Source organism: Campylobacter sp. CFSAN093241, assembly GCF_012889595.1.
In the GTDB taxonomy this organism is placed as follows: Bacteria; Campylobacterota; Campylobacteria; order Campylobacterales; family Campylobacteraceae; genus Campylobacter_D; species Campylobacter_D jejuni.
Genome location: NZ_CP040612.1, coordinates 171,715 through 198,664 on the forward strand (window position 1 = coordinate 171,715; position 26,950 = coordinate 198,664).

At 30.0% G+C, this 26,950-nt stretch carries 27 protein-coding genes; 9 read left to right on the plus strand and 18 right to left on the minus strand.

Annotated elements, in window-relative coordinates; translation table 11 throughout:
* Nucleotides 1–16: 16 nt before the first annotated feature.
* From FBE96_RS00860 to FBE96_RS00875, 4 genes are read right to left on the minus strand one after another with little or no spacing between them, the layout of a single operon-like run.
* Nucleotides 17–925 carry an ABC transporter ATP-binding protein gene (locus FBE96_RS00860; RefSeq protein WP_010891842.1) on the minus strand — a complete coding sequence of 303 codons (909 nt, stop codon included), beginning with the start codon at nucleotides 923–925 and terminating at the stop codon, nucleotides 17–19.
* The gene (locus tag FBE96_RS00865; protein ID WP_002852018.1) at nucleotides 909–2,525 is read right to left on the minus strand and encodes an iron ABC transporter permease; all 1,617 of its coding nucleotides are present in this window, start codon (nucleotides 2,523–2,525) and stop codon (nucleotides 909–911) included. Before FBE96_RS00865 ends, FBE96_RS00860 begins: the two co-directional genes overlap by 17 nt.
* On the minus strand, nucleotides 2,525–3,529 hold the full coding sequence (locus FBE96_RS00870) for a Fe(3+) ABC transporter substrate-binding protein (RefSeq protein ID WP_002857563.1): 1,005 nt from the start codon (nucleotides 3,527–3,529) through the stop codon (nucleotides 2,525–2,527). The genes FBE96_RS00865 and FBE96_RS00870 overlap by 1 nt, the downstream gene beginning before the upstream one ends.
* Nucleotides 3,526–3,657 (minus strand): lipoprotein, encoded by a 132-nt coding sequence (locus tag FBE96_RS00875; protein WP_002859376.1) that lies wholly within the window; start codon nucleotides 3,655–3,657, stop codon nucleotides 3,526–3,528. The genes FBE96_RS00870 and FBE96_RS00875 overlap by 4 nt, the downstream gene beginning before the upstream one ends.
* Nucleotides 3,658–3,878: 221 nt before the next feature.
* On the opposite strand from FBE96_RS00875, the gene FBE96_RS00880 reads away from it, so the two are divergent.
* From FBE96_RS00880 to FBE96_RS00910, 7 genes are all read left to right on the plus strand, one after another.
* A complete protein-coding gene (locus FBE96_RS00880; RefSeq protein WP_002851704.1) occupies nucleotides 3,879–4,730 on the plus strand; it encodes a ChaN family lipoprotein in 852 nt (283 codons plus the stop codon).
* Nucleotides 4,727–6,994, plus strand: a complete 2,268-nt coding sequence (locus tag FBE96_RS00885; RefSeq protein ID WP_002857295.1) for a TonB-dependent receptor — start codon at nucleotides 4,727–4,729, stop codon at nucleotides 6,992–6,994. Before FBE96_RS00880 ends, FBE96_RS00885 begins: the two co-directional genes overlap by 4 nt.
* Before the next feature lie 11 nt (nucleotides 6,995–7,005).
* Nucleotides 7,006–7,767: a MotA/TolQ/ExbB proton channel family protein gene (locus tag FBE96_RS00890; protein WP_002857636.1), complete on the plus strand. Its 762-nt coding sequence runs from the start codon at nucleotides 7,006–7,008 to the stop codon at nucleotides 7,765–7,767.
* A complete protein-coding gene (locus tag FBE96_RS00895; RefSeq protein ID WP_002851714.1) occupies nucleotides 7,754–8,164 on the plus strand; it encodes a biopolymer transporter ExbD in 411 nt (136 codons plus the stop codon). Before FBE96_RS00890 ends, FBE96_RS00895 begins: the two co-directional genes overlap by 14 nt.
* A 1-nt stretch (nucleotide 8,165) precedes the next feature.
* The gene (locus FBE96_RS00900) at nucleotides 8,166–8,912 is read left to right on the plus strand and encodes an energy transducer TonB (RefSeq protein ID WP_002857414.1); all 747 of its coding nucleotides are present in this window, start codon (nucleotides 8,166–8,168) and stop codon (nucleotides 8,910–8,912) included.
* Between the two features lie 45 nt (nucleotides 8,913–8,957).
* Nucleotides 8,958–10,163 carry a putative transporter gene (locus FBE96_RS00905; RefSeq protein WP_010891843.1) on the plus strand — a complete coding sequence of 402 codons (1,206 nt, stop codon included), beginning with the start codon at nucleotides 8,958–8,960 and terminating at the stop codon, nucleotides 10,161–10,163.
* A gap of 98 nt (nucleotides 10,164–10,261) precedes the next feature.
* On the plus strand, nucleotides 10,262–11,620 hold the full coding sequence (locus tag FBE96_RS00910; protein WP_002851723.1) for a hemolysin family protein: 1,359 nt from the start codon (nucleotides 10,262–10,264) through the stop codon (nucleotides 11,618–11,620).
* 12 nt (nucleotides 11,621–11,632) lie between these two features.
* Here FBE96_RS00910 and FBE96_RS00915 read toward each other — a convergent pair whose 3' ends face one another.
* From FBE96_RS00915 to tig, 10 genes are all read right to left on the minus strand, one after another.
* On the minus strand, nucleotides 11,633–12,817 hold the full coding sequence (locus FBE96_RS00915) for a metallophosphoesterase (protein ID WP_002871849.1): 1,185 nt from the start codon (nucleotides 12,815–12,817) through the stop codon (nucleotides 11,633–11,635).
* A gap of 9 nt (nucleotides 12,818–12,826) precedes the next feature.
* On the minus strand, nucleotides 12,827–13,036 hold the full coding sequence (locus FBE96_RS00920; RefSeq protein ID WP_002851709.1) for an alkylphosphonate utilization protein: 210 nt from the start codon (nucleotides 13,034–13,036) through the stop codon (nucleotides 12,827–12,829).
* Entirely contained in the window at nucleotides 13,029–13,748 is a 720-nt protein-coding gene (locus FBE96_RS00925) for a TerC family protein (protein WP_002871848.1), read from the minus strand. Before FBE96_RS00925 ends, FBE96_RS00920 begins: the two co-directional genes overlap by 8 nt.
* Nucleotides 13,749–13,819: 71 nt before the next feature.
* Nucleotides 13,820–14,386, minus strand: a complete 567-nt coding sequence (gene purN / locus FBE96_RS00930; RefSeq protein WP_002851620.1) for a phosphoribosylglycinamide formyltransferase — start codon at nucleotides 14,384–14,386, stop codon at nucleotides 13,820–13,822.
* Entirely contained in the window at nucleotides 14,377–15,747 is a 1,371-nt protein-coding gene (locus FBE96_RS00935; protein ID WP_002851837.1) for a bifunctional ADP-dependent NAD(P)H-hydrate dehydratase/NAD(P)H-hydrate epimerase, read from the minus strand. The genes purN and FBE96_RS00935 overlap by 10 nt, the downstream gene beginning before the upstream one ends.
* Nucleotides 15,731–16,429, minus strand: coding sequence for an NYN domain-containing protein (locus FBE96_RS00940; RefSeq protein ID WP_002826913.1), 699 nt, complete (start codon nucleotides 16,427–16,429; stop codon nucleotides 15,731–15,733). Before FBE96_RS00940 ends, FBE96_RS00935 begins: the two co-directional genes overlap by 17 nt.
* A gap of 1 nt (nucleotide 16,430) precedes the next feature.
* Nucleotides 16,431–17,936: a YifB family Mg chelatase-like AAA ATPase gene (locus tag FBE96_RS00945; RefSeq protein ID WP_002851902.1), complete on the minus strand. Its 1,506-nt coding sequence runs from the start codon at nucleotides 17,934–17,936 to the stop codon at nucleotides 16,431–16,433.
* Nucleotides 17,933–18,460 (minus strand): peptide deformylase, encoded by a 528-nt coding sequence (gene def, locus FBE96_RS00950; RefSeq protein ID WP_002851936.1) that lies wholly within the window; start codon nucleotides 18,458–18,460, stop codon nucleotides 17,933–17,935. Before def ends, FBE96_RS00945 begins: the two co-directional genes overlap by 4 nt.
* A 35-nt stretch (nucleotides 18,461–18,495) precedes the next feature.
* Nucleotides 18,496–19,080 carry an ATP-dependent Clp endopeptidase proteolytic subunit ClpP gene (gene clpP, locus FBE96_RS00955; protein ID WP_002806309.1) on the minus strand — a complete coding sequence of 195 codons (585 nt, stop codon included), beginning with the start codon at nucleotides 19,078–19,080 and terminating at the stop codon, nucleotides 18,496–18,498.
* Nucleotides 19,080–20,414: a trigger factor gene (gene tig / locus FBE96_RS00960; RefSeq protein ID WP_002851938.1), complete on the minus strand. Its 1,335-nt coding sequence runs from the start codon at nucleotides 20,412–20,414 to the stop codon at nucleotides 19,080–19,082. The genes clpP and tig overlap by 1 nt, the downstream gene beginning before the upstream one ends.
* Nucleotides 20,415–20,557: 143 nt before the next feature.
* On the opposite strand from tig, the gene folE reads away from it, so the two are divergent.
* A complete protein-coding gene (gene folE / locus FBE96_RS00965) occupies nucleotides 20,558–21,130 on the plus strand; it encodes a GTP cyclohydrolase I FolE (RefSeq protein WP_002851990.1) in 573 nt (190 codons plus the stop codon).
* Nucleotides 21,130–22,515 carry a flagellar protein export ATPase FliI gene (gene fliI, locus FBE96_RS00970; RefSeq protein ID WP_002851735.1) on the plus strand — a complete coding sequence of 462 codons (1,386 nt, stop codon included), beginning with the start codon at nucleotides 21,130–21,132 and terminating at the stop codon, nucleotides 22,513–22,515. Before folE ends, fliI begins: the two co-directional genes overlap by 1 nt.
* A gap of 2 nt (nucleotides 22,516–22,517) precedes the next feature.
* On the opposite strand, the gene purF is transcribed toward fliI, so the two are convergent.
* The 4 genes from purF to FBE96_RS00990 all read right to left on the minus strand — a co-directional run bounded on the left by purF (nucleotide 22,518) and on the right by FBE96_RS00990 (nucleotide 26,950).
* The gene (gene purF / locus FBE96_RS00975) at nucleotides 22,518–23,855 is read right to left on the minus strand and encodes an amidophosphoribosyltransferase (protein ID WP_002851896.1); all 1,338 of its coding nucleotides are present in this window, start codon (nucleotides 23,853–23,855) and stop codon (nucleotides 22,518–22,520) included.
* Nucleotide 23,856: 1 nt separating this feature from the next.
* Nucleotides 23,857–24,585 carry a 4-hydroxy-tetrahydrodipicolinate reductase gene (dapB, locus tag FBE96_RS00980; RefSeq protein WP_002851754.1) on the minus strand — a complete coding sequence of 243 codons (729 nt, stop codon included), beginning with the start codon at nucleotides 24,583–24,585 and terminating at the stop codon, nucleotides 23,857–23,859.
* Nucleotides 24,586–24,647: 62 nt separating this feature from the next.
* A complete protein-coding gene (locus FBE96_RS00985) occupies nucleotides 24,648–25,829 on the minus strand; it encodes an AAA family ATPase (RefSeq protein ID WP_002868214.1) in 1,182 nt (393 codons plus the stop codon).
* Nucleotides 25,829–26,950 carry a hypothetical protein gene (locus FBE96_RS00990; protein WP_002851609.1) on the minus strand — a complete coding sequence of 374 codons (1,122 nt, stop codon included), beginning with the start codon at nucleotides 26,948–26,950 and terminating at the stop codon, nucleotides 25,829–25,831. Before FBE96_RS00990 ends, FBE96_RS00985 begins: the two co-directional genes overlap by 1 nt.

A 26,950-nucleotide genomic window follows, 5' to 3' on the forward strand; every position in this document is an offset into this window, starting at 1 on the left:
TTTTATCAAATTTAAACTAAAAATTGATAATATCAAAACTTATTTTCTCTTCTAAATCATAACTTGAGCTCACCAAAATAAAAAAAATTATATTTTTATAAAGTAATTTTAGCCTACAAAAAGCCCCTAAAAATTCTTTTTGTAAAATTTTAGCCTCAAAGCGATTTCCTATTTTAAGCTCTGCATAACCAAAAATATAATTTTTTGAAGCTATCCAAGCAAAAAATTCATCTTCTAAATCAAGTTTTTCTTCTATGATATTTAAATCAGGTAAAATTTGTGCACTTTTAAAATCAGGTTTAAAATAAAGCTCTTTAGGATTTGCATGAGCTAAAATTTTTCCTTTTTCTAAAAAAGCGATTTGATCAGACATACAATAAGCATCTTCAATATCATGAGTTACCATAATAGCCGTAATGCCTTGATTTTCTATCATTTTTTTCAATTCTCTTCTTAAATCCTGTTTTAAATTTTGATCCAAATTAGAAAAAGGTTCATCTAAAAGCAAAAGCTTACATCCTCTTGCCATAGCTCTAGCAAAAGCCACTCTTTGCGCTTGTCCTCCTGAAATTTCATCGATTTTTTTATATCTTAAATCTTCAATTTCAAAAGTTTTAAGCAAATGATTTAAAATTTGATTTTTATCTTTTTTATCATAAAGTGCAAAAAGTATGTTTTTCTCAACATTTAAATGAGGAAATAAAGCATAATTTTGAAACATCAAAGCCACTTCACCTTTGCAAGAAAACAAATCATAAGAACTAGCTTGTTCAAGCTTAGCAATAATCCTTAAAAGCGTGCTTTTTCCGCTTCCACTACCTCCTAAAATGCTTAAAAATTCTCCTTCTTTGACATGAAGATTGATATTTTCTAAAGCTTGTATTTTTCCAAAATTTTTAGATAAATTTTTAATTTCTAACATCATCTTTCCTTGTGATTTTATCCATCCAAACAACAACCATTAAAGAAAGAAAAACGATAAACAAGGAAGGCAAAGCTGCATCATAAATTCTTTCATCACTTGCAAACCAGAAAGCTTTAACACTTAAAGTTTCAAAGCCAAAAGGCGCTAAAATTCTACTTAAAGGAAGTTCTTTAATCGTATCAATAAAAACAATAATAAAAGCCAAAAATAAAAAATGTTTCATTAAAGGTGTGTGAATTTTAAAAAATAAAATAAAATAACTCGTTCTTAAATTTAAACTTGCTTCATCAATATTTAGATGAATTTTATTATATCCTCCCTCTAAAGAATAAATTGCACTCGCTAAAAAACGAATTATATAAGCAAAAACAAGAACAAGTAAAGAATTTCCCAATAAACTCATGTGAAAAAATTTATCCAAAAATACAAAAAGCACTATAATGCTAATCCCTAAAGCAGCAGCAGGTATAGAATAACCCAAAGAACTTATTTTTAAAATAAATAAATTAAAAAAATGATTTTTAACTATCCTAGAGCTAAACATCAAAAAATAAGCTAAAAAAGTGGTAATTAAAGCAGTGATTAAAGCTAAGATTATAGTTTGAAAACTGATAATATAAAATTGCGATTCAAAAAGCTTATGATCTTTTAGCCCCCAATAAACTAGCCAAATAAAAGGTAAAATAAAACCTACAAAAGCAATCATAAAACAATAAATACAGGATAGAATTTGTTTAATAGGATTTAATTTTCTTTTTTTGATAAAAAGAGCTAAATTTTGATTAAAACTATAATGATGTTTATTTTTATAATAATAATCCACATACATAATCAAAAATACAAAAAGCATTAAAATACCCGATAAAACACTAGAAGAATAAGAATCATTCAAATCATACCAGAGTTTAAAAATTCCAGCCGAAAAAGTATCCACTCCCAAATAAGCACTTGCACCATAATCACTCAAAGTTTCCATTAAAACCAATAAAGCTCCAGAAAAAATGGCAGGTCTTGCACTCAAAAGTGCCACGCGTGTAAAAATTCTAAATTCAGAATATTTCATGATTTTAGCTACTTCATAAGCCTCTTTAGCTTCACTTTTAAAAGCTGTTTTAGCAAATAAATAAATATAAGGATATAAAGAAATAGCCAAAACAAAAATAACACCATAATGATTGAAAAAATCTATCCTAAAGCCAAAATTTTCGTGAAAAAATCCTTGAAAATCCATAATTCCCACATAAACAAAGGCTAAAATATAAGCAGGTATGGCTAAGGGTAAAATGAGTAATTTTTCTAAAATTTTACAGAAATAAAAATCATAATTTGCAATCAAATAAGCAGAACTCACACCCAAAATCAAGCTTAAACACAATACTCCCATGCTAATTATAAAAGTATCTTTGATGAATTTTAAAAATAAATAATCAAAAAAATGACTCAAATTTTCTTTAATAGATGAAAATTGGGTTAAATCACTTGTATTAAAATTTTGAAATAAAATATAAAAAAGTTCAGCAAAAATACCAAAAATAGGTAAAGCAAGAAAAAGGGCAAGTAAAATTGCCCCGAGTTTATAGTATTTTAAGGTTTTATACATTATCTAAAACCGACTTCATCGTAAATTTTAACCGCTTCTTTAATATTTTCTGCTATCTTACTCACAGGGATTTGATCTTCTTTGAAAGTTCCAAAATCTTTTACCGTTTGGCTTAATTCTACATCATTTCTTATAGGAAATTCATAATTACTATCAGTAAGAATTTTTTGAATTTCAGGACTTAACATAAATTCCATAAATTTTTTAGCCGCATCTTGATTTTTACTTGATTTTGTCATAGCAATACCGCTAATGTTAATATGCGTTCCTCTATTGTCTTGATTAGGAAAAATAATACCCAAAGAATTCCCCACTTCTACATCTTTTGGATTTTTAGAATTCTTTAAAAGCCCTATATAATAAGTATTCATAACTGCAAATTTAGCTTCGCCTGCAAATACTTGTCTGGCTTGATCTCTATCCCCACCCTTTGGATTTGTCGCAAGATTTTCAAGCACACCTTTAGCCCATGCTTTAGCCTCTTTATTTCCGTCATTAGCTATAATAGATGCTAAAAGAGTTTTGCTATAAGGAGCTGTAGCACTTCTCATAACAATTTCTCCTTTAAATTCAGCTTTTGCTAAATCTTCATAATTTTTCATTTTGCTAATATCGATATTTGTGTTTTTGTTGTAAGCAATAATTCTTGCTCTTTTTGTAATCGCAAACCATTCTTTATCCTTATCTCTTAAATGAGCGGGTATAAATTCTTCTAAATATTTTGATGAAACAGGGGATAAAAGTCCTAAATTCTTAGCTTCTGTAAGATTTGAAATATCAGCTGTGATGAAAATATCAGCAGGAGAATTACTTCCTTCAAGAGAAAGTCTTTTAATAAGTTCTGAAGCTTTAGCTTGAGTATGATTGACCTTAATACCTGTTTTTTCTTCGAATTTTTTTATGATTTCAAAATCAGCATTATAATGTCTTGCTGAGTAAATATTAAGCTCACTAGCACCTAAAAATGAAACAGCTGTTAAAAACATAAAGAAGATTTTTTTCATATTTTATCCTTTAATTGAGAATTATACTCGGTTTTATTAAGATCTTTAAAATCGGTATGAGAATGTTCAGAGCAAGCAAAAGCAAAGCCAACGCATAGTAAAAATAAAATTATTTTTTTCATAGACATCAATTCCTTTTAGATATTTTGATAAGAAATATTAATATTAAAAAGTAAATATAAAGTAACTTAATAATTTTATAACTGATAAATATTTTCATTTTATTATAATAAATTTTGATAATAATTATAAATAATTAAATTTTAATATAAATATTTAATAGTATTTTTATATATAAAATATTAATATTCAATATCAAAAATAAACCACTAAGAAAGTAACAATAATAATGAAATTTTATACTATTTTAAGCATTCTATTTATAAGCTTTATGTTGAGCGCTTGTGCTGTTTTGCAAAAATCATCTCCACTTCAAGAAAATAAAGATTTTTATATACTTGATACGCATACTCAAAAAAAGATTTCTTTTGAAGATATGATTTTAGAATTGCTAAAAGCAGATGTGATACTGCTTGGCGAAAAACACGATGAGGTTAAACATAAGATAAGTCAAGTTATGATTTTTAATGCCTTAGAAGGAAATTTAAGTTCTCAAAATATAAACTTTGATGTAGCTTTAGAAATGTTAGCAAGCACAGAGCAAAATCACTTAGATAAAGCTTTTAAAAATAAAAAAACCATTAAAGCCAATGAACTTACTAATGCATTAAATTGGGATAAGGTCTGGAAATGGAAAGATTATGAGCAATTTGTCAATGTGGTTTTTTATTCAAAGTCAAAAATATTAGGTGCAAATCTTTCACGCTCAGAAATTACAAGCATTTATAATGGGGCTCAGCCCTTAAAGGGTTATGTTTCAACCACAAATGAAGTAAAAAAACAACTTTTTGACATTATATCCTTAAGCCATAAGCTAAATCCTGAAGAAAATAAAGAATTACTAGATAAATTGGTGGAAATTCAACAATTCAAAGACAGGCGTATGGCTGATGTATTGGTTCATCATGTAAATAAAGTTTTATTGCTAGCTGGAAGCTATCATACAAGTAAAAAAATAGGAATTCCTTTACATATACAAGATTTTAAAAGCAGTAAAAAAATAGTTGTAGTGAATTTAAGCTATGGAGAAATAGATTTAAAAGACAGTGATTATGTTTTGATTTATAAGGGGGAGGAATGAAAAAATTAAGTTTATTTTGTGCTGTAGGTTTATGTTTTGCTAGTTTTGCTTTTTCTGAAGAATTAGAATTTGATAGTCTTGAAATTTCAGGTTCAAAAATCAAAAACGATGAAAAACCTTTTGTAACTCCTGGGGCAACAAGCACAAGAGAGGGTATAGGTTCAGATACACAAAGTATAGATTCTATAGTGCGTAGTATACCTGGAACCTACACAAACACAGATCAAGCTCAAGGCACAGTTCAAGTAAATATTCGTGGTATGAGTGGTTTTGGGCGTGTTAATACCATGATTGACGGTGTTACTCAAACTTTTTATGGTAGTGCATCAGATGATCCAGCTAGATTTCATTCACAAACGGGAACTTCAGCTTTTGGAGCTGTTATTGATACAAATTTCTTAATCGGAGTTGATGTTACAAGGGGAACTTTTGAAGGAGTAGGTGGAGCAAATGCCTTGATGGGATCAGCAAATTTTAAGACCATAGGTATAAATGATATTGTACATGATGGCAATATCTTTGGATTTTTAGGACGATTTTCTTATGGAAGCAATGGAATCGGACCAAGTTATATGAGTGCAGTGGCTGGAAAGACTGAACTTGAAAATAATGGATATGTGGGCGCGCTTTTTGGTTATAGCGCAAAGAGAATTACTCAAAATTACACTGTAGGCGGGGGTGGCAAGATAGGTAGTAGTATGGTTGATACTGATGGAGATGGTATAGCTGATACCAATATCGCTCCTTTTGATCCAGATTTTTTAACCCAAAAACCAAACTCTCAACTTTTTAAACTCGAATATGTCCCAAATTCTTTTACAAACACTATATTTTCTTATCGTAGATATCAAAACGAACTTGCCGGTAGAAAAATACACAATGACAATTATCAACTTGATTTTTGGCACAACCCTAATGAGTGGCTTAATGTAAATACGCTTATTGCCTACAATCAAGGCATACAAACCTATGGATCAAAATCTACTTTTGCGGCAAACGATGCCATAGCTAACACAAAGGCAAAAAATACTGCCACTACTTTTGATATAAGTGATACTTTAGAGGGTGAATGGCATAGATTTAATCTAAACACACGCTTTGGAGCAAATATTTTGCTTAATGATTATAAAAATACCTTAAATACATCAATTCAAGGAGTAAATTCTATACCTTTTCAGCCTCGTGGAAAACAAAATCTTTTTACTTATTATCTTGATAATAGTCTAAATTATGGTATCTTTACACTTGATACCAATGTGAATCTTTTAGATTGGAATATCAAAGGACACAGACCTGCTTGCGATGAAGTAAATTTTATGTGTTTTCCAAAAGCGGCGACAGATATAGATAAAAATGGACTTCGCCTGAATGCTTCTGTCATGCTTTCAGCTGCCATACACGAGCTTTTTACACCCTTTGTAAGTTTTGCGAGAACAAATAGAGCCCCTAATGTGCAAGAAATGTTTTTCTCAAATAACGAAGGCAATGGTATCAATTCTTTCTTAAAACCAGAACAAGCCAATACTTGGCAAATAGGTTTTAATTCTTTTAAACATGGACTTTTAAAAGATGATGATCGCTTTGGTTTTAAAGCCGTGTATTATCATACAAAAATAAAAGATTATATTTATAATGAACAATTTTATCTTGAAGATCCAAGTAAAGATCCTCCAAGCTCGCAATTTTATATGCACTTAAATTCAGCTGATGATACCATATTTAAGGGTGTGGAGTTAGAATTAAGCTATGACTTGGGTTTTGCTTATGCTAAAGCTATGTATTCAAGACAAGATACAAGTTCGACTATTTCTCAAACTTCAGGACCTCTTCTTGGCTCTTTTTCGGCAAGTAAAATCATGGAGCTTCCAAAAGATTATGCAAATGTAGAGCTTGGCTTTAGGTTAAATGATAAAATAAGCTTTGGTGGTATAGCAAAATACACAGGCAAAGCAAAAAGGGTAAATCCAAATACAGATGATTGGAATAAGGATCCAAACAATCCTTATTATCCTAAACCAACCACACAAGACTTACCAAAAATTCCTATTATAGTAGATTTATATTGGAATATAGAATGGTTTAAAAACCTCACAATGAGAGCAGAGGTGCAAAATTTATTTGATAAAAACTACATGGATGCCTTAAATGCTTATAATTCCTTAGATAATCAGCTTCAATATAATGGAGCAGGTGATCCTATCTATCTTTTTAGCAATTCTGCTCGCGGTCGTACTTTTATAGTAAGTTTTGAATATAAATATTAAGGAATATACAAATGTTAAAAAAATGTTTTTATTTTGTTTTTTTATTATTAAATTTAAATGCAGAAGCAAATGCAACAGATACAAATTTATCTTTTGATTCTTCTAAGATAGAAACCGAAGCACCTAAAATAGAGCTTTCTCTTTCTAGTCTTTATCAAAATGCTGATGAGGTGGTAAAAGGTGTTATTTATATATTGGTTTTATTTTCCATTTTAGCATGGGCAGTTTTTATTTCTAAGCTTATGCAATTTTATTTTATGAAAAAAAATCTAGACTTGTCTATACAAAAGATAAAAGAATTAAAAAATCTCAATGAATTAGATCAGACAAAAGATTTTGCAGGTGTTTTATCTTTAGAAATTCAAGATGAGCTTGAAAAAAGTGAATATAAAAATGATCACATAAAAGAGCGTATAGAATTGCGTTTGCAAAATACCATCTCAAAGCAAATCACAGCAAGCAAAAATGGCTTGAGTTTGCTTGCGAGCATAGGTGCTAGCGCACCTTTTATAGGGCTTTTTGGAACAGTTTGGGGAATTATGAATGCATTTATAGGTATAGCAAATCTTGGCAATGCTTCTTTGGCAGTCGTTGCGCCTGGTATAGCTGAAGCCTTGTTTGCTACAGCTTTTGGCTTGATAGCTGCTATCCCTGCGGTGCTTTTTTATAATTATCTTACAAGAAAAAATTTAAAACTTATGCACCATTTAGATGAGCTTGCAAATTTTGTCTATATACTTTTTCATAGGAGTTATTTTAATGATAAAAACTGAAATGGCTCACAAAGAAGAGGAGTTAAGTGAGATCAATATAACTCCTTTTATAGATATTATGCTTGTATTATTGATTGTTTTTATGGCTGTTACTCCTCTTATCACAAGTTCTATCAAAATAGAATTACCCAAGAGTTCGCAGCAAGCAGAGGATAAGCTTAAAAATCCCATCATACTTTATTTAAATACTGATAATACTTTGGCTATTAATGATGATAAATTAAGCCTAGAAAATCTTTCAAGTGCTTTAGATATAAAAACCAAAGGCAATAAAGAAGAAATTATTTATTTTCATATCGATAAAAGTGTAAAGTATGAAGATATTATGCAAGTAATGCAAAAATTAAAAGAGAATGGCTATGGAAAAATAGCTCTTTCAAGTAAAAAGATGGATTAGTATGAAGTCTAGTGTGATTTTTGGGTTTGTGTTAAGTTTGATATTGCATACTTTAGTATTAATGTTTTTCCTTTTTTCTTTTTATACTCAAGAAAAATCAAGTGGTGTTGATTTTAAACAAGGAGCGGAATTTACTTCCATTATGATGGTATCAGAGTTTCCTATCGGGGAATTAAAAGAAGTTTCGATTGATCAAAAAAAGAGTAATTCTCAAGATAAAAACAAAAAACAAGACGAAAGAATAAGTTTTAATTCTCAAGATAAAAATGCTGTATTAAAAGTTCAAAAAAAGATTGAAAAGCAAGATGAAAACCAAGCTCAAAAAGAAATAGCTAATGCAAGTGAAAATTCAAAATTTAAAAATGAATCGCTCAGTGCTCCGCTACAAAGTAATGAAGATAAAACACAAACTATAGTAAGTGGCAATGCCAAAGAACAAGTTAAAAGCTATCAAGCTTTGCTTATGGCTCATTTGACTAAATTTAAAAAATATCCTCAAGAAGCGATAATGCAAAAACAAGAAGGCGTTGTAAGAATTCGCGTAAGCATTGATGAAAGCGGAAATGTCTTAAGCAAAGAGCTTAAAAAATCTTGCCCTTATGCAGCGCTCAATGATGAAGCTTTAAGTTTATTTAAAAGAGCTTCTCCATTGCCAAAACCGCCTAAAGAAATGTTAAAAAATGGTGATAAAATCAGTTTTGTTATGCCTATTGATTACAATATTAAAGACTATTTAGGTAAAAAATAAACTTTTCATTAAAAAAAGTTTATTAGAATTTTTATTTTAAAGGTGATGATTATGTTCTCTTCGTTTTTTAAAAGTAAAAAATGGGCTTTATGGGCTTATTTGGGACTTTTTTTACTGTTATTTTTCTTATATATACAAACAAGCTTAAATGTTGCGATCAATTCATGGTATAGTGATTTTTACAATGTTTTACAAAAGCCAAAAATAGAACTTTTGGATTCTAATTCTACGCAAAAAATAGAAGAAAATCTTGAAAATAATGCCACTTTAATCCAAGAGGCTAATCAAAGAGCTGAGCAAAATTTCCAAAAAGCTAATTTTATCAATAAAGGCGCATTGTATTATTATCAAAATTTATTAGAATATTTTTTCAACTCTAGGGCTATGATTGAAAAGCCAAATTATTCAGCAAGTGATTTTTATGCTTTGATTTTAGTTTTTTTGGCTATTGCTATTCCTTATGTTTTAATCGCTACAATTAATATCTATTTTGCTAGCGTCTATGCTTTTAAGTGGCGTGAGGCTATGACTTTTTCTTATTTAAAATTTTGGAAAAATAAAGATGATAATATAGAAGGAAGTTCGCAAAGAATTCAAGAAGATACTTATAATTTTTCTAAAATCGTAGAGAGTTTAGGACTTAGTTTTATAAAAGCTTTGATGACCCTTGTAGCATTTATTCCGATTTTATGGAGTTTAAGTGATGTTGTGAGTAAAGCTTTATTTGCAAATTTAAGCGAAAATTCTTTTTTTTATTTTTTAAAAAACATTGATGGTTTGCTTGTTTATATTGCACTTTTGATTTCTTTAGGAGGCTTGGTTGTGTCATGGTTTGTAGGTATTAAGCTTCCTGGACTTGAATATAACAATCAAAAAGCTGAAGCAGCTTTTAGAAAAGAGCTTGTTTATGCTGAGGATAATCGCAAAGAATACGCTAAAAATGAGACTATGATAGAGCTTTTTACAGGGCTTAAATTTAACTATAAAAGACTTTTTTTACATTATGGATATTTTAATATTTGGCTCATTTTATTTGAGCAAATGATAGTTATAGTGCCATTTTTAATCATGGCACCAGGGCTTTTTGCTGGAGCTATAGGACTTGGTATTGTAATGCAGATTAATAATGCATTTGATCAAGTGCGAAGCTCTTTTAGTATTTTTATCACAAACTGGACAACTATCACTCAACTTAGAAGTATATATAAGCGTTTAAAAGAATTTGAGAAAAATATTTCTTATAAGTCTTAGTTTTTTCTTATAAAATACAAGAAAAAATTCAAATATTAAATTTACTTTTAATTGTGTATAATAAGGTTTAATAATATTTTATTTCTTAAGGAGCTTCATTGGACCCCAGTCAGGTTTTGGATTTAAACCAAACTTCTACAGCATCTTTTGATGCAGGATATTCTATACTTATGGTTGTTGTTGCACTTGCTCTAGTGTTTTTAAATGGTTTTTTTGTTTTGTCTGAATTTAGTATTGTTAAAGTACGTCGTTCCAAGCTTGAAGAGATGGTAAAAGAAAAAAAAGCGGGTGCCAAGAAAGCTTTGGAGGTTACTTCAAGACTTGATACTTATCTTAGTGCTTGTCAATTAGGAATCACTTTAAGTTCTCTAGCTCTTGGTTGGATAGGTGAGCCTGCTATTGCAAAAATGCTAGAAATTCCGCTTATTAATCTTGGTTTTAGCACTGTTATTATCCATACTATGGCTTTCATTATTGCTTTTAGCATTATTACTCTTTTACATGTGGTTTTAGGAGAACTTGTGCCAAAAAGTATAGCTATTGCAGTTGCAGATAAAGCGGTTTTATTTATAGCTAGACCTCTTCATTGGTTTTGGATGCTCTTTTTGCCTTGTATTAAAATTTTCGATTTTTTAGCAGCTATAAGTTTGAAACTTTTTGGAATAAAACCTGCTAAAGAAAGCGAGCTAACTCATAGCGAAGAAGAAATTAAAATCATAGCAAGTGAGAGTCAAAAAGGTGGAGTTTTAGATGAATTTGAAACAGAGATCATACGCAATGCTGTTGATTTTTCAGATACTGTTGCTAAAGAGATTATGACTCCTAGAAAAGATATGATTTGTCTAAATAAACAAAAAAGTTACGAAGAAAATATGCAAATCATTTGTGAGCATAAACATACTCGCTTTCCTTATATTGATGGCTCTAAAGATACTATTTTAGGTATGATACACATACGAGATATAATACAAAATGAATTAAACCATAAAAGTCAAAATTTAGATACTTTTGTTAAACCTTTGATTTTGGTTCCTGAAAATATCAGCATTTCAAAAGTACTTGTAATGATGAATAAAGAACGCTCTCATACTGCATTAGTAGTTGATGAGTATGGTGGAACTGCTGGAATTTTAACCATGGAAGATATCATGGAAGAAATTATTGGCGAAATTAAAAGCGAGCATGAAGAAGACAGCTATAAAAAACTTGCTGAAAATATCTATGAATTTCAAGGACGATGCGATATAGAAACTGTTGAAGAAATGCTTGTAATAAACTATGATGAGGATTTAGAACAAGTTACTATAGGTGGTTATGTATTTAATCTTTTAGGACGCTTGCCTATGGTAGGAGATCGCATTGAAGATGAACTTTGTTACTATGAAGTTAAAAAAATGGATGGGAATTCTATAGAGCGTGTTAAGGTGGTTAAAAAAACAAATAAAGATGAAGAATAAGCCTCTTTAGGCTTATTTCTTTTTGTAAATTTGGTTTTTAATTTCTATACACTCAAAACCTTTTTCATCTAGTGTAACTACGCGTAAATATCCACCATCATCTATTTTACCCTCGCATAAAAATACTCTTTTGGCTATTTTCATAGGAAGTTTTTCTTTATTTCTGTGTCCAAAGATTTGATAAAGATTGTCCGAGGTGAAATTACAAAATTGATTTGCTACTTTTTGACTGTCTTCATATCCACCTACACCATAAATAAAGTCATGGCTTGGTATAAAACTTATTTTTTCAGGTTTGGAGGGTATAAAATTTACTCCTCCATGTGAACAAAATATGAATTTATTTTGGAATTTGTAGTATAAACATTCTTTTAGATGAGGATAGAGTTTTCTAGCATCTCTTGGAGTAAGTTTTTCTTTTCTAAAATCCTTTAAAGTATTTTCATTAAATTCTTTGGAATTTGACAATTCTCCATTAGCCCATTTTATAAGATGTCTTTCGTGATTTCCTTCTAATAAGCATACGTTTTCTTTTTCGCAAATTTTTAAAAGAAATTTTATTACTTTGCCATTTTCTATACCTCTGTTGATATAATCTCCCAAAAATATATAAAATTCATCTTCTTTGATTGTTTTAATGTATTCTTTTAAAACACTATAGCAACCTTGTAAATCTCCTATATGATGAATTTTTTTGTATTTGCTTAAATTTGGCATTTGGTAAAGACATTTTTTCCAGTCTCTTGAGTCTAAAATTGGGTATTTTTTTGGATTTTTTTTGAGCAAATCTTGAGTTTTTTCCAAAAGAGCATAAGGAATGATATATCCATTTTTTTTAGCTTCTAAAAGATTTTTTTCTTGACATTGTTTTAAAGAGCTATCAAAAACAATAACATATATTTTATAGCGATATTGTTTAGCTAAGTCTTTATAAATTTTTAATGTTTCGTTGTAAGCGTTTATGATGCTAAACTCACCTTTTTGCATACGCATTTCTAGAAGTTTGAGTAAAATTTTACTCAAATCTTCATCATTTTTAACATTTAAAATTTTATATTCACTGACTATATTTTTAACGCCTCCTGATAAAAGACGCAAAGCATTTAAATCAAGTGTATAATTTTGAAGTTTATTATTTTTGATAAATTCTTCTTGTCCTGCGTAATAATTCCCTCTTAAAACAAGTAAGATTCGCACATTCTTTGCCTAGATTTTCTTTAAAAATTCAGTTTTTAAAACAATAACGCCAAATTTATCTACTCTAGCCTCAATTTCACCTTCTTTAGAAGTGAGCTTAATATTTTTTATAGTAGTTCCACGTTTTAAAGTTGTACTTGCACCTTTAACCTTAAGATCTTTTATTACACTCACGCTATCACCTGTGTTAAGTTCTATTCCATTAGCGTCTTTAGCCATTTTTTTCCTTTCTTTGATCTAAAATATTTAAAATTTGCACCACTAAAGCAAAAGCCATAGCGGTATAAATATATGCCTTATCAATATGAATATCAAAACTTTCAGCAACTAAAACTACGCCTATTAGCACCAAAAAAGCTAAGGCTAAAATTTTAATGCTTGGATATTTTTCAACAAAATCTGCTATAGGTTTAGAAGCAAAAAGCATCACAGCTACTGCGATAATAACAGCGATAATCATGATGGCTACATCTTGAGCAATTCCTACTGCGGTAATAACACTATCAAGCGAAAACACTATGTCAATCACAGCAATTTCAGCTACAACTATCCAAAGTTTATTGCTTGCTTTAAAATGACTTTGACTTTCTTCTTGATGAGAAATTTGCTCTTTAATTTCTTTAATAGACTTTACAATCAAGAAAAGCCCACCTAGTAAAAGAACTAGATCTCTTCCTGAAATTTCATTGCCCAATACACTAAACAAAGGTGTTACAAGTTTCATTACCCAAAAAAGAGATAAAAGAAGTAAAATTCTTGTAATCATTGCAAAAGCTAAACCTAAGATACGTCCTTTATCACGATGTTCAGGGGGTAGTTTGCTTACTAAAATAGCTAAAAAAATGATATTATCTATCCCTAGTACAATTTCAAGAGCACTTAAAGTAGCTAAAGTAATCCAAGCATCAATACTAAATATCCATTCAAACATAAATTTCCTTGAAAATTTTAAAATTTTTTAAAGCGATATTTTATAGTTTTAAAGCAAATACCTTTAATTCTTTAAGAAAAAATTTCAATCACACTTAAGGGTAAAATTTCATGTTCTAGACTATGAATTTTTTCTTCAAATTCTTCAAAACTCAAATTTCTTTTTTCAAAAGCTTTTTGAGCTATAATCATTCCACCATCAAGTTCTTCACTGACCCAATGCACACTCACACCAGCTACTTTCATATCACTTTCATAACTTTCTTTAATCGCATGTGCTCCTTTAAAAAGGGGTAATAAAGAAGGATGAAGGTTAATTGCCTTAATATTTTTTGTAAAAACAGGACTTAAAATTCTCATAAAACCTGCTAATACAGTAAGATTTGCTCCACTTTCTTTGATTTTTTGTACCAAAATCGTATCAAATTCTTCACGAGTATTATAAGCCTTATGATCAACAATGACAGTATCAAGACCAAATTTTTTTGCTCTTTGTACACCAAAAGCATCTTTTTTATTACAAATGCAAAGTACTACTTCATAGGTATTTTCCCCTATGGTTTTTTTATGAAGTTTTTCTAAAATATTTTCTAAATTACTTCCATTTCCACTAAAAAGTACAGCTAATTTTACAAGCATTTTAATCCTTTGATAAGTTTTAAAGCGTCAAAGCTATTTTTATTAAATTTATATTTTTTTGCAACAAGTCCATGAGCTAAAGTAGCATTTTTTGCTGCTTCTAAAGCGCTAAAACCAAAACCTAAATGTGCAGCAATCATTCCACTTAAAACATCTCCACTCCCACCTTTAGCTAAGGCTTGATTTCCTAAATTTACAACAAATAATTTTTCTTTTTGCACAATAATAGGATTTGCTCCTTTTAAAACAAGAACACAATCATAATTTTGTGAAAATTTTCTAGCATAGAAAAAGCGATTTTTTTGCAATGTTTCTATATCTAAATTCTCATCAAAGCACATTTTATAAAGTTTTATAAATTCTTTTGGATGAGGGGTTATAACAACATCTTTTCTGTTTAAATACCAAAGCAAAGCTTCACTTAAAAAGCAGTTTGCATCCAAGATCAAAGGAGTGTTTTGCAAAATTTCATCTTTTAGAAAATCCAAATTTTCAAGCCCCATACCTAAAGCAATAGCACTTGCATTATTTTCAATTTTTTCTTTTAACATCAAAAGAGGCGAGAAACTTTTTTGTGCTACTAAAGAAACAAGACCTGCTCCAAAATTTAAGGCTCCAAGTCCTGCTAAAGTTCCAGCACTTGCATTGGCAACTATATAAATATGGCCAAAATTTCCTTTATTGGCGTTGATTTTTCTATCTATAGTTTTTAAATCTTTTTTTTCAAGCAAAAAAGCTTGAGAATTAGGGTAAAATTTCTTAGATCTAATGCCTAAATTGGCTATTTTAATCCTTCCTACAAATTCCTTAGCAAAATCTTCAAGTAAAATTTCCTTTAAAGCTCCCATACAAAATGTAATATCAGCTTTAAAACAAGGATAAAATCCCAAATTTGTAGGTATATCACAAGCTATTTTTAAAGCCTTACTTTGATTAACTTTTTGAATAATTAAACTTGTTTTTTCATCTAAACAACGATTTGAACCTGTACCTAAAATACAATCAATGATAATATGAAATTTTTTAAAATTGGGTTCTTTTTTACAAAATTTAAAAGCATAATTTTGTAAAATTTGCTCTTGTTTTTTAAAAAGCGTATTTTCTTTAAAGCCTATTTTATAAGCTTTAGCGTGTTTTAAATTTCTTAAAGCCACCAAGCCATCTGAAGCGTTGTTACCCCCGCCTAATAAAAAAAGTATTTTTACTTTTCTAATCTTGCGTTGAATGCGAATTTTTTTAGCTTCTTTTTTAATTAGCTTGGCTAAATTTAATCCCGCATTTTCCATTAAAATAAGCTCATCTAAGCCTTTATTTATAGCATTTTGTTCTAAAATTTTTATATTATCAATAATAGCTTTCATAATCTTTTTTCACCAAAAAATATATATTTTTTTCTCTTTCTTCTTCAAATTTTTTCATTTTGGGTAAAAATTTCTGGATCAAAGCACGAAAATTCTTAAAACCATAATTTTGCGGATGAAAATCCGAGTATTTGCGGTTCATATTAGTACGGATTTGTGCGTATTCGGCACGCCCTTTTTCATCGATAAGTTGTTCGGTGATATTGATTAAAGCTCTTAAATAATCCTTACTTAAAATATCTTCTTTTTTACTCTCATCTTTATCTAAATAAAAAAATTCACTAAAGGCATTTACATAAGATTTTATAGACTTTTCAAGCCCCATTCCTATAACTTGTTTTTTATTTTCTCTTAATTTTTGAATGAGTGAAGTATAATCACTATCGCTTGAAACAATAACAAAAATATCTATATTTTTTTCATAAAATATGGACATAATTTCAGTGATTAAATACATATCGCTTGAGTTTTTGTTGGCTGCAAAATTAAATTGTTGCATAGCGATTAAAGAATATTCAGCAATTTGCTCTCTCCAACCTTGTATATTTTTTTGAGTCCAATCCCCATAAATGCGTTTAATGATAACCTCTCCGTAATCTGAAGCGATATCAAAAATACTTTTAGCGTATTTTGCAGGGATATTTTCTGCATCTATAAAGATAGCTATACTTTTATTTTCCATTTTAATTCCTTGCTCTAAAGCTTAAAGCTTCTAAAATATGGGTTTTGCTAATATTAAGACTTTGTTCTAAATCCGCTATACTTCTTGAAACTTTTAAAATTTTATTAAGCGATCGCAAAGAAAGATTATAACGTGAAATTGCTAAATCTAGCGTATCTTTGGCATCTTTTTCCAATACACAAAAACGACTTAAATCTTCATCTTTTAATTTCCCATTAAATTCTTTTTGCCCCCGTTTTTTACTAAAAATAAAAGCTTGTAAAATTTTTTCACTCATTTCTTTAGAACTTATACTCGTTTTATCATCCTTGCTGATCTCATCCATAGCTACATAAAGATCAATCCTATCCATAATAGGAGCTGAAATGTGATTTTTGTATTTTTTAATCTCATTTTCACTACAAACACAAGAAAGATTTTTGGAGAATAAATTTCCACAAGGACAAGGATTTTGGGCAGCTATAAAGCTAAATTTTGTTTCATAAGTGATTTTAGAATTTACTCTTGAAATATGAATTTTATGATCCTCTAAAGGTTCTCTTAAACTCTCTATGATTTGCTTGTTAAAATGTGGAAATTCATCAAAAAACAATACTCCACCATTTGCAAGTGCTACTTCTCCAATTCTGGCATTTTTTGTTCCTCCGCCAAAAATACTTGCTCTTGTAGAAGTATGATGAGGATGACGAAAAGCACGAATTTTAGTAAATTCACAATCTTTTGAATCTAAAGACATATAAGCATTTTGCATTAAAATTTCACTTAAACTTTGAGGGGGCATGATATAAACAAGGCGTTTAGCACACATGCTTTTACCACTTCCTGGACTTCCTTCAAATAAGATATTATGCATACCTAAAGCAGCTATCATACAAGCTCTTTTGGCTTTTTCCTGCCCTTTGATATCTTTAAAATCAAGTTTAAAATCCATATTTTGTAAAAAAATTTCATTTTCTATTTGTAAAGGGTTTGCAAATAAAGGATGATTGTGAGAAAAGCGAAAATTTTCATAATTTTTTTCTTTAAAAAACTCTATTGCTTCATTTAAATTTTCAAGTCCATAAACCTCTAAATTTGGTATCATGGAAGCTTTTTGTGCTATACTTTTTGGAACAACGATCTTAGCTTTTTTAATTTTAGCAGAGAGAAACAAAAGCAAAGAAAAAAGCTCATTTGTGCTTTTAATACTTCCATCAAGTCCTAATTCTCCTACTACAAAAAAGTCATCTAATTCTTCATTTTGCAAAAGGATTAATAAAGCGATAGCCAAATCAAAATGCGATCCCTTTTTTGGGATGCCTGAAGGACTAAGATTGATAGTGATTTTTTTAGCAGGAAAAGCAAAATCACAACTTAAAAGTGTGGCTTTGATGCGTTCGACACTTTCCTTAATCGCTGTACTTGCAAGCCCTACTATGCTTAAATTTGGCAAACCTCTTGTAAAAGTGGATTCTACCTCTATAATGTCTAAGCCTTCATGAAAGCTTATGCACTTTAGTTTTTTCATTTCTCTTTTTTATGATTTTTCTTCTTTTTCTTAAATTCTTTATCGAATTTTTGACGCTTAGCAAAGGAAATTTTTTCTATAAATAAATGTCCATTTAAATGATCATTTTCGTGTTGAATAGCCACAGCTAAAAAACCTTTTGCTTCAAGTTCTTTAAATTCTCCAAAGCGATCTTGATATTTAAGCAAGATATGATTATAGCGTTTCACTTCTTCAAAAAAATCTGGCACACTCAAACACCCTTCTGTGCAAGTAATCATTTCTTCATCTAAAGGAATAATTTCAGGATTGATAATCTCTAGCAAATCTTCTTTTTTTTGTTCATCGTTTTCATCAAAAATATTTACAAGTAAAACACGCAAAGGAATATCCACTTGAATAGCTGCTAAACCTACTCCATTACTTGCTATCATAGTTTCATACATATCATCAAGCAAGGTGTGAAGTTCTGTATCAAATTTATTTACAATTTCAGAGTTTAAAAAAAGTCTAGGATTGGGATAGGTGATAATTTTTCTAACCATTAAAAAACCTTTGTTTTAAATGATCTCCAAAGAAATCATTTAAAACTTTTTTCCAAAACCTTATCAATCAGCCCATATTCTTTAGCTTCTTGTGCTGACATGAAAAAATCTCTTTCTGTATCTTTTGCTATTTTTGCAACTTTTTGCTTAGTATTTTTTGCCAAAATATCATTAAGTATAGTTTTGAGTCTTAAAATTTCTTTGGCTTGAATTTCAATATCTGTGGCTTGACCTCTAGCTCCACCTAAAGGTTGATGAATCATAATACGTGAATTAGGCAAAGCAAAACGTTTTCCTTCTGCGCCACAACTAAGCAAAAATGCTCCCATAGAAGCAGCTTGTCCTATACAAATCGTACAAACATCAGGTTTGATATAGTTCATAGTATCATAAATACTAAAACCACTTGTAATTACACCACCTGGAGAATTGATATAAAGATAAATATCTTTTGTAGGATCTTCAGCTTCTAAAAAAAGAAGTTGTGCTACGATAGAAGCGGCAAGTTCATCATGAATTTCACCACTTAGCATAATAATTCTATCTTTTAAAAGGCGTGAATAAATGTCATAACTTCTTTCACCACGACTAGATTTTTCAATAACATAAGGAATAAACATTATTTATCTTCTTTCTCTTTTTTGCTCACTTTTTCTGATTTTTCTGTTTTTGGTATAAAAATATCATTAAAAAGTTTTTCTTCAATTAAAGCCATTTTCACAGCAGGCAAAGCTCCTTGTTTTTTATAGTTTTCTAAATGCTCTTTTGGATTCATACCATAGCGATATGCTTCAAAATAAATCGCTTGAATCAATTCTTGATCATTTACTTCAATCTTACGCAATTTTGCAAGTTCATCAATGATAAAAGTAAGTTTTACACTTTTTTGTGCTTCTTCTTTAAAAGAATCACGTTTTTCTTGATATTTTTCTTTACTTGCTTTAAGCTCTTCAATTTCTTTTTCGCTAAAAGTATTAAAAGCCGCACGCATCTGCATATCAGTTTCTTGTTCTACTATGCCTTTAGGTAAATCAAAATTATATTTTTCAATCAAAGCATCTGCAAATTTGCCTTTTAATTCATCATTTACAAGTTTGAAAAGTTTTTCATTTTTGATTTGCTCTTTTAATTTTTCATCTAAAACTTCAACACTAGCTTTTTCTTCTCCTGGTAAAAGTTTTTTAAGCATTTCATCATCAAGTTCTGGAATTTTAAGCTCTTGAATTTCATGTAGTTTTACTTTAAATACTGCATCTTTACCCGCTAAATGCGCTGCGCCGTATTCTTTAGGGAAAGTTACTTTGATATCTTTTTCTTCACCTATTTTCATTCCCACCATACCATCTTCAAAACCTGGAATAAATTGCTTAGAACCAATTTCTAAAACATAATTTTCAGCTTTACCACCTTCAAAAGCTTTATCATCTACAAAACCTTCAAAATCAAATTTTGCAAAATCACCTTCTTTTAAAGCTCTTTTTGTTTTTATAGCTTCAGGAGTAGCAAAACGCTTTAAAAGCTCATCTTTTTTCTCATCAATTTCTTTTTTACTTACTTTTGGAGTTTGATATTCAGGGATGAGTTTTTCATAACCCTCAAGTTTGATTTCAGGTTTAAAAGAAAGTATTAATTCAGCAATAATTTCTCCATCTTTACGATCAAATTTTTCAAAATATGGCTCACCTACAAGCTCTTTATTTTCTTTTTTAAGTTCTTGTAAAGCGCTATTTACAGCGGATTTAAAAAGATTTTGTTCTGCATCTTGAGTGAGCTCTCTTTCATATCTTTTAAGTACGGCACTTACAGGAACTTTTCCTGGTCTAAACCCATCCATTTTTACACTTTTAGAAGCTTTTTTTGCTAAATTTTCTACTTCACTTTTGATCATTCCTGAAGGAATTTTTACACTAGCAGTCGCATTAACAGAATCTAGTTGCTTTGCCTTTACTTCCATAGTTTTTTTCCTTATAAAATAAAATTTGCCTTCAATAATAGCAAATTTTTCCTTATTACTTGCATAAAATTTTAAAGTAATTTATGATAAAATTGCAATATTACATTATTATTAAAATATAAAAAATATTTTTGGAGAAAAATGTGCAAAAAAAATTTGAAGATTGTGTTAAAACCATGCTTGAAATTATAGGAGAAAATCCAAATCGTGAAGGGCTTATTAAAACGCCAAATCGTGTTTTTAAAGCTTATGAATTTCTTACTAGTGGTTATACGCAAAATGTCAAAGAAATTTTAAATGACGCTTTATTTGAAAGTTCTAATAATGAAATGGTTTTAGTGCGTGATATAGAATTTTACAGTCTTTGCGAACATCATCTTTTGCCTTTTTTTGGGCGTGCTCATGTAGCCTATATCCCTAATAAAAAAGTAGTAGGTTTAAGCAAAATTCCACGCCTTGTAGAAGTGTTTGCAAGAAGACTTCAAATTCAAGAACAACTTACTGAACAAATCGCACAAGCTTTAATGGAAAATGTCGATGCAAAAGGTGTGGGTGTAGTCATAGAAGCAAGACATATGTGTGTTGAAATGCGTGGAGTGCAAAAAGCTAATTCCACCACTACAACTTCAGCTTTACGTGGAATTTTCTTAAAAAATGAAAAAACCAGAGAGGAATTTTTTTCTCTCATAAACTCTGCTAAACAGGTAAGATTTTAATGAATCTTGAAAAACTACGCTCCAAACTTGGCAAAGAAAATTTAAGTGCTATTTTTGGAGAGATTACAAAAATTTCTGCTACAAGTATAGAAATTCGTGGGCTTAAAACAGGGGTTGGAGATATAGTGAAGTTAGTTTCTAATGAAAATGAAAATTTAAACACTCTAGCTATGGTTGTAGAAATCAAAGAACAATTTAGCTATTTAAGCCCATTTTCTTTTATAGAAGGTTTTAAAATAGGCGATCGTGCTTTTATAAGTGATGCAGGTATGCAAATAGGCGTTAGCGATGAACTTTTAGGCAGGGTAGTAGATCCTTTTATGCGTCCAAAAGATGGTAAAGGAGCTATAGAAGCAACCAAATATATGCCTATAATGCGTGCACCTATTGATGCAATGAAAAGAGGGCTTATAGAAGAAGTTTTTCCCGTGGGTGTTAAAACCATAGACGCGCTTTTAACTTGTGGTGTAGGACAAAAACTTGGTATTTTTGCAGGAAGTGGGGTAGGAAAATCCACTCTTATGGGAATGATAGTTAAAAATTCCAAAGCTCCTATAAAAGTAGTGGCACTCATAGGAGAAAGGGGGCGTGAAATTCCTGAATTTATACAAAAAAATTTAGGCGGAAAGCTCGATGATACAGTGATTATTGTTGCTACAAGTGATGATAGTGCTTTGATGCGTAAATACGGTGCTTTTTGCGCAATGAGTGTGGCAGAATACTTTAAAGAACAGGGCAAAGATGTACTTTTTATCATGGATAGTGTAACGCGTTTTGCTATGGCACAAAGAGAAATTGGACTAGCTCTTGGAGAGCCTCCTACAACCAAAGGTTATCCACCAAGTGTTTTAAGTCTTTTGCCTCAACTCATGGAAAGAACCGGTAAAGAAGAAGGTAAAGGCACTATAACAGCCTTTTTTACCGTTTTAGTGGATGGTGATGATATGAGCGATCCAATCGCCGATCAAAGTCGTTCTATCTTAGATGGACACATTGTTTTAAGCCGTGAATTAACAGACTTTGGAATTTATCCTCCTATTAATATACAAAACTCTGCTTCAAGGGTGATGAGTGACATTATAAGTCCTGAACATAAACTTTGGGCAAGAAAATTTAAGCGTTTAAACTCGCTTTTAAAAGAAAATGAAGTATTGCTTCGCATCGGTGCTTATCAGAAAGGAAGTGATAAAGAACTTGATGAAGCTATTTCTAAAAAAGAATTTATGCAAAAATTCTTAGGACAAAATCCTGAAGAAAGCTTCGAATTTAATCAAACTTTAGAGCTTTTAAGTCAAATTGATACACCAAATACTCCTTTGCCACCAACTCAAAATATAAATGTAGGAAGTGCAAGTGCAACTTTGCCTAATCCTAATTTAAAATAAAATTATTTAATAAAATAATCTCCATCAAAACTGATTAAAGAATATTTCCTTTCATCGCCTATGCTTTGAGTTAGCTCTTCTATGCTTAAAAAACTTAGCGTATCAGCTTCTACATATTCACGCACTTCTTCAGCATTTTTATTTGCACTGATAAGTTCTTCAAAAGTTGGAGTATCTATGCCATAAGTATCAGGAAATTTGATCTCAGGACAAGCTATGGCAAGATGGATTTTGCTCGCTCCTGCAGCACGAAGCAAAGAAATTATTTTTTTAGAAGTAGTGCCACGCACCAAGCTATCATCAATGACTACGATTTCTTTGCCTTCTAAAACTTTACGCATAGGATTAAGTTTTAATTTTACTTTTAAATTTCTAAGCTCTTGAGTTGGTTCTATAAAAGTTCTTCCTACATAATGATTTCTTACTATTGCCATTTCAAGAGGGATTTGTAAATATTGCGCAAAACCTATAGCTGCACTTACTCCACTATCTGGCACAGGCACGACAAAGTCTGCTTTATAAGCAAATTTTTTAGCTAAAGCTTCGCCCATTTTTTTACGCACTTCATACACGCTTTTGCCTTCTACTATACTATCAGGTCTAGCAAAATAAATGTATTCAAAAGCGCAAATTCTAGGAGTTTGAGAAAAAAGTTCTATGCTTTCAAATTTATCATTTCCCTGAGTAAAAATAAGCATTTCCCCTGGTTTAACATCACGAATAAATTCAGCCTCTATAAGATCAAAAGCACAAGTTTCACTAGCAACTATATAGCCTCCATCTTTTAAACGCCCTAAAGACAAAGGACGCACCCCATGAGGATCTCTTACAACATAAAGTTTATCTTTGCTTGCTAAAACAAAACAATAAGCTCCTATACATTCTTTTAAACTCTCAATAAATCTATCTTTTAGACTTTCTTGCTTACTTCTTGCGATAAGATGGACAACATTTTCTGTATCCATATTGGTTTGAAAAATAGCCCCATCTTGAATAAGTCTTGATCTTACCTCTTCTTTATTGACTAAATTTCCATTATGCGCTAAAGCAATATCACCTAAAACCGAAGTAGCTGCTATGGGCTGAGCGTCATTTAAACTTGAATTTCCTGCTGTAGAATAGCGATTATGCCCTATAGCGATTTCACCTTCTAAAGTTTTTAGATTATCAGGATTAAAAATTTGACTCACTTCACCTTTAGCTTTAATAGTCTTAATATTTTTACCATTACTCACACTAATGCCACTTGCTTCTTGCCCACGGTGTTGCATAGCAAAAAGCGCATAATACGCATAAGTGCTAGCATTTTTTGAATTGATAACTCCTACAACTGCACACATTTTAAATTCCTAAAAAATCATTGATTGAATACATTTTTGCTTCTTGCTTGCTAAGCCAAATAGCGATTTTAATCGCACCTTTAGCAAAAGTCGCCCTTGAAGTAGCGGTATGATTAAGTTCTAAAAACTCACCATCTTCGTAAAAACCTACCGTATGGCGTCCTACTATATCGCCACCCCTTAAACTCATCACGGCAATCTCATCTTTACTTCTTTCACCTATAATGCCATCTCTTCCACTTACTCTTACTTTTTCAAGTTCTAAATTTCTAGCTTTTGCTACACTTTGAGCTAAAGTCATAGCTGTACCACTTGGGGCATCTTTTTTATGGCGATGATGCATTTCTAAAATTTCTATATCAAAATTTCTTAGCATTTGACTGGCTTTACTAGCAAGATAGTTTAAAACCGCAACACCTAAAGACATATTGGTCGCATAAAAAATCGGCATCACTTCACTAGCACTTTGCATCAAATGTAAAATTTTCTCATCAAGCCCTGTTGTACCTATTACCAAAGGTTTAGGCATAGTTCTTGCATAATTTAAAAGCTCATGAGTTCCACTTGGGGAAGAAAAATCAATAATCACATCGCTTTTTTCAAAAAGCTCTCCTAAATTTCCACCCTTATCATAAAGTATCGAAATTCGTGCTTGTGTTTCGCTTTTTAAACATTCTTCAATCTGTTTTCCCATTCGTCCTTTAGCGCCATAAATTCCTATTTTAATCATCTTTTTCCTTGAAAATAAAATATTGATTTTAGCATTTATTTTGTAAATTTTAAATAATAAAATTAAGCTTTATGGTTTTTTAATTTATATAAATTATCTAACAATTTTGCTTCTTCTCCTAAGCCCTTGCTATGATAAAATTTTAAATTTTTACTAAGATATTTTTGCTCTACCCAGCCACCAAAATCATGTGGATAAAGATAGTTTTGTTTTTCTTGATGATTGTTGTTAAGATAATTAGGTATTTCTAAAGCTTCATTATTTTTTACATAGTTTAAAGCTTCATTGATAGCTTTGTAGCTTGCATTGGATTTGATTGTGCTTGCTAAATAAACTACGCATTGGGCTAGGATAATTCTTGCTTCAGGATAACCTATATTTTTAACAGCATCTAGAGTCGAAACTGCTAAATTTAAAGCATTTGGATCGGCATTTCCGACATCTTCACTTGAAAAAATCACCAAACGCCTAGCGATAAAATCCGCACTTTCTCCTGCATCAATAAGTCTTGCAAGATAATAAATAGCTGCATCAACGTCACTTCCGCGTAAACTTTTTATCATTGCACTTGCTAAAATATAATGTGTATCTTTTGAGCTAACACCTTCACTATTTATGGTGTTGCGAAGTTTTTTAAGATTTTCAAGACTGATATGTTTTTCATCTAAAACCAAGACAAATTCAAGCAAATTTAGCATAGCTCTTGCATCAGCACTTTTAAGTAGAAAATCTTTAGCTTCTTTATCAATACTAAATTTCATTTTTTCCTGTACGCGTAAGAGTAAAGTTTCAAGTTCCTTTGCCCCTAAAGATTTAAATTCAAAAAGCATGGAACGACTTCTTATACCAGAACTTAAAACAAAATAGGGATTTTCAGTGCTTGCACCAATTAAAATTAAACGGTAATTTTCCATAGGAATTAAAAGCATTTCTTGTTGGGTTTTGCTAAGGCGGTGAATTTCATCAATAAAAATTAAAGGCTTATAAAGACTATTTTTATAATTATCTAAAATTTTTCTTAGTTCTTCGAGTTTAAAATTTCCTCCATCAAATTCATAAAAATCTAAGCCAAATTCTTTTGCTACAACTCTAGCAAAAGTTGTTTTTCCAGAACCTGCTGTTCCAAAAAAAATACTATGAGGAAGTTTTTGTAAAGCAGTAAATTTTTTGAAAATTTCTATAAGCTCATATTGTCCTAAAATATCATCAAAATTTTCAGGGCGAAAGGTCAAAGCTAGGCTCATTAATTTAAATCCATATTTGAAAATTCACTACCATTAATTTTTAGTTGAGGATTGGCCAAGCTATCATAAGATAAATTTAGAAAAAAGTTATTATTTTCTTTTAAAAAATATTGATTTAAACCTCCATAATCCTTTGTCCAAGGAAAAATTTCATCAGGCTCGTCTGAACTGATAACTTGTAATTTTGCTTGATAAGAGTTGTTAATATTTAAATTGCCTTGTAAACTGATATTTTGTTTATTTTTTTCAAGGATTAAATTTTGTATTTTTAGATCAAGATTTTTTTGAATAAAATGAGAGATATTGAAATTTGAATTAAAAAATTTGTTTATGGTTATATTAAATTTTGTTTTGTCAAAATTCAAATTCTGACCCAATAAAGATTTAAGATCAATTTCATTGGATTTTCCTTGTATGTTTAAGTTTACTGCTGAATTTTCTTCATTAAAATTTACTTGGTTTTTGCTGTAAAAAGAATTGATTTTATTGTTATCTAGCACAAGATAATCAAAGTTGATCTCTTGTTGGCTATCGCTAAATAAATTTAACTCATAAAATTGTACAGGATTGTTAAAAAATTGTTCGTAATTTAAATTTTGTAATACAAATTTAGTATAAAATTGAGAAAAATTAATCATATCAAAATGTATTTTCATGTTTTTAATTTCTAAATTTTTATTCATTAAAACTTCAATATATCCGCCGTTTATGATGGTATCTCCGCCTTCATTGCTTAAATTTATATCTTTAATATTTAGAAATATTTTAGAGTTATTATCGTGTAATTTGAGAGTAAAAGTTCCTAATTTATTGTTTTTTAACACTTCATCTAAAAAATCAAAAGGATTTGTAAAATTTCCTTTTATAATTTTATTTAAGAAAAAATAATTATTAAATTTAAGGTTGATTTTGGTTGAAAGCTGTGTATGAGAGTGATTTAAAGTAAAACTTCCTTTAGAGGTTAAAAAACCTTTTTTGAAGTAAATATCTGTAATTGTATAATCAGGATTGCTATTTTTAATAAATTTATTAAATAAAAGTTCGTTAGTGTATCCTATATAAAATATATGAATAATAAAACCTAATATAAAACAAAAAACAATAAAAATCCATTTTTTCAT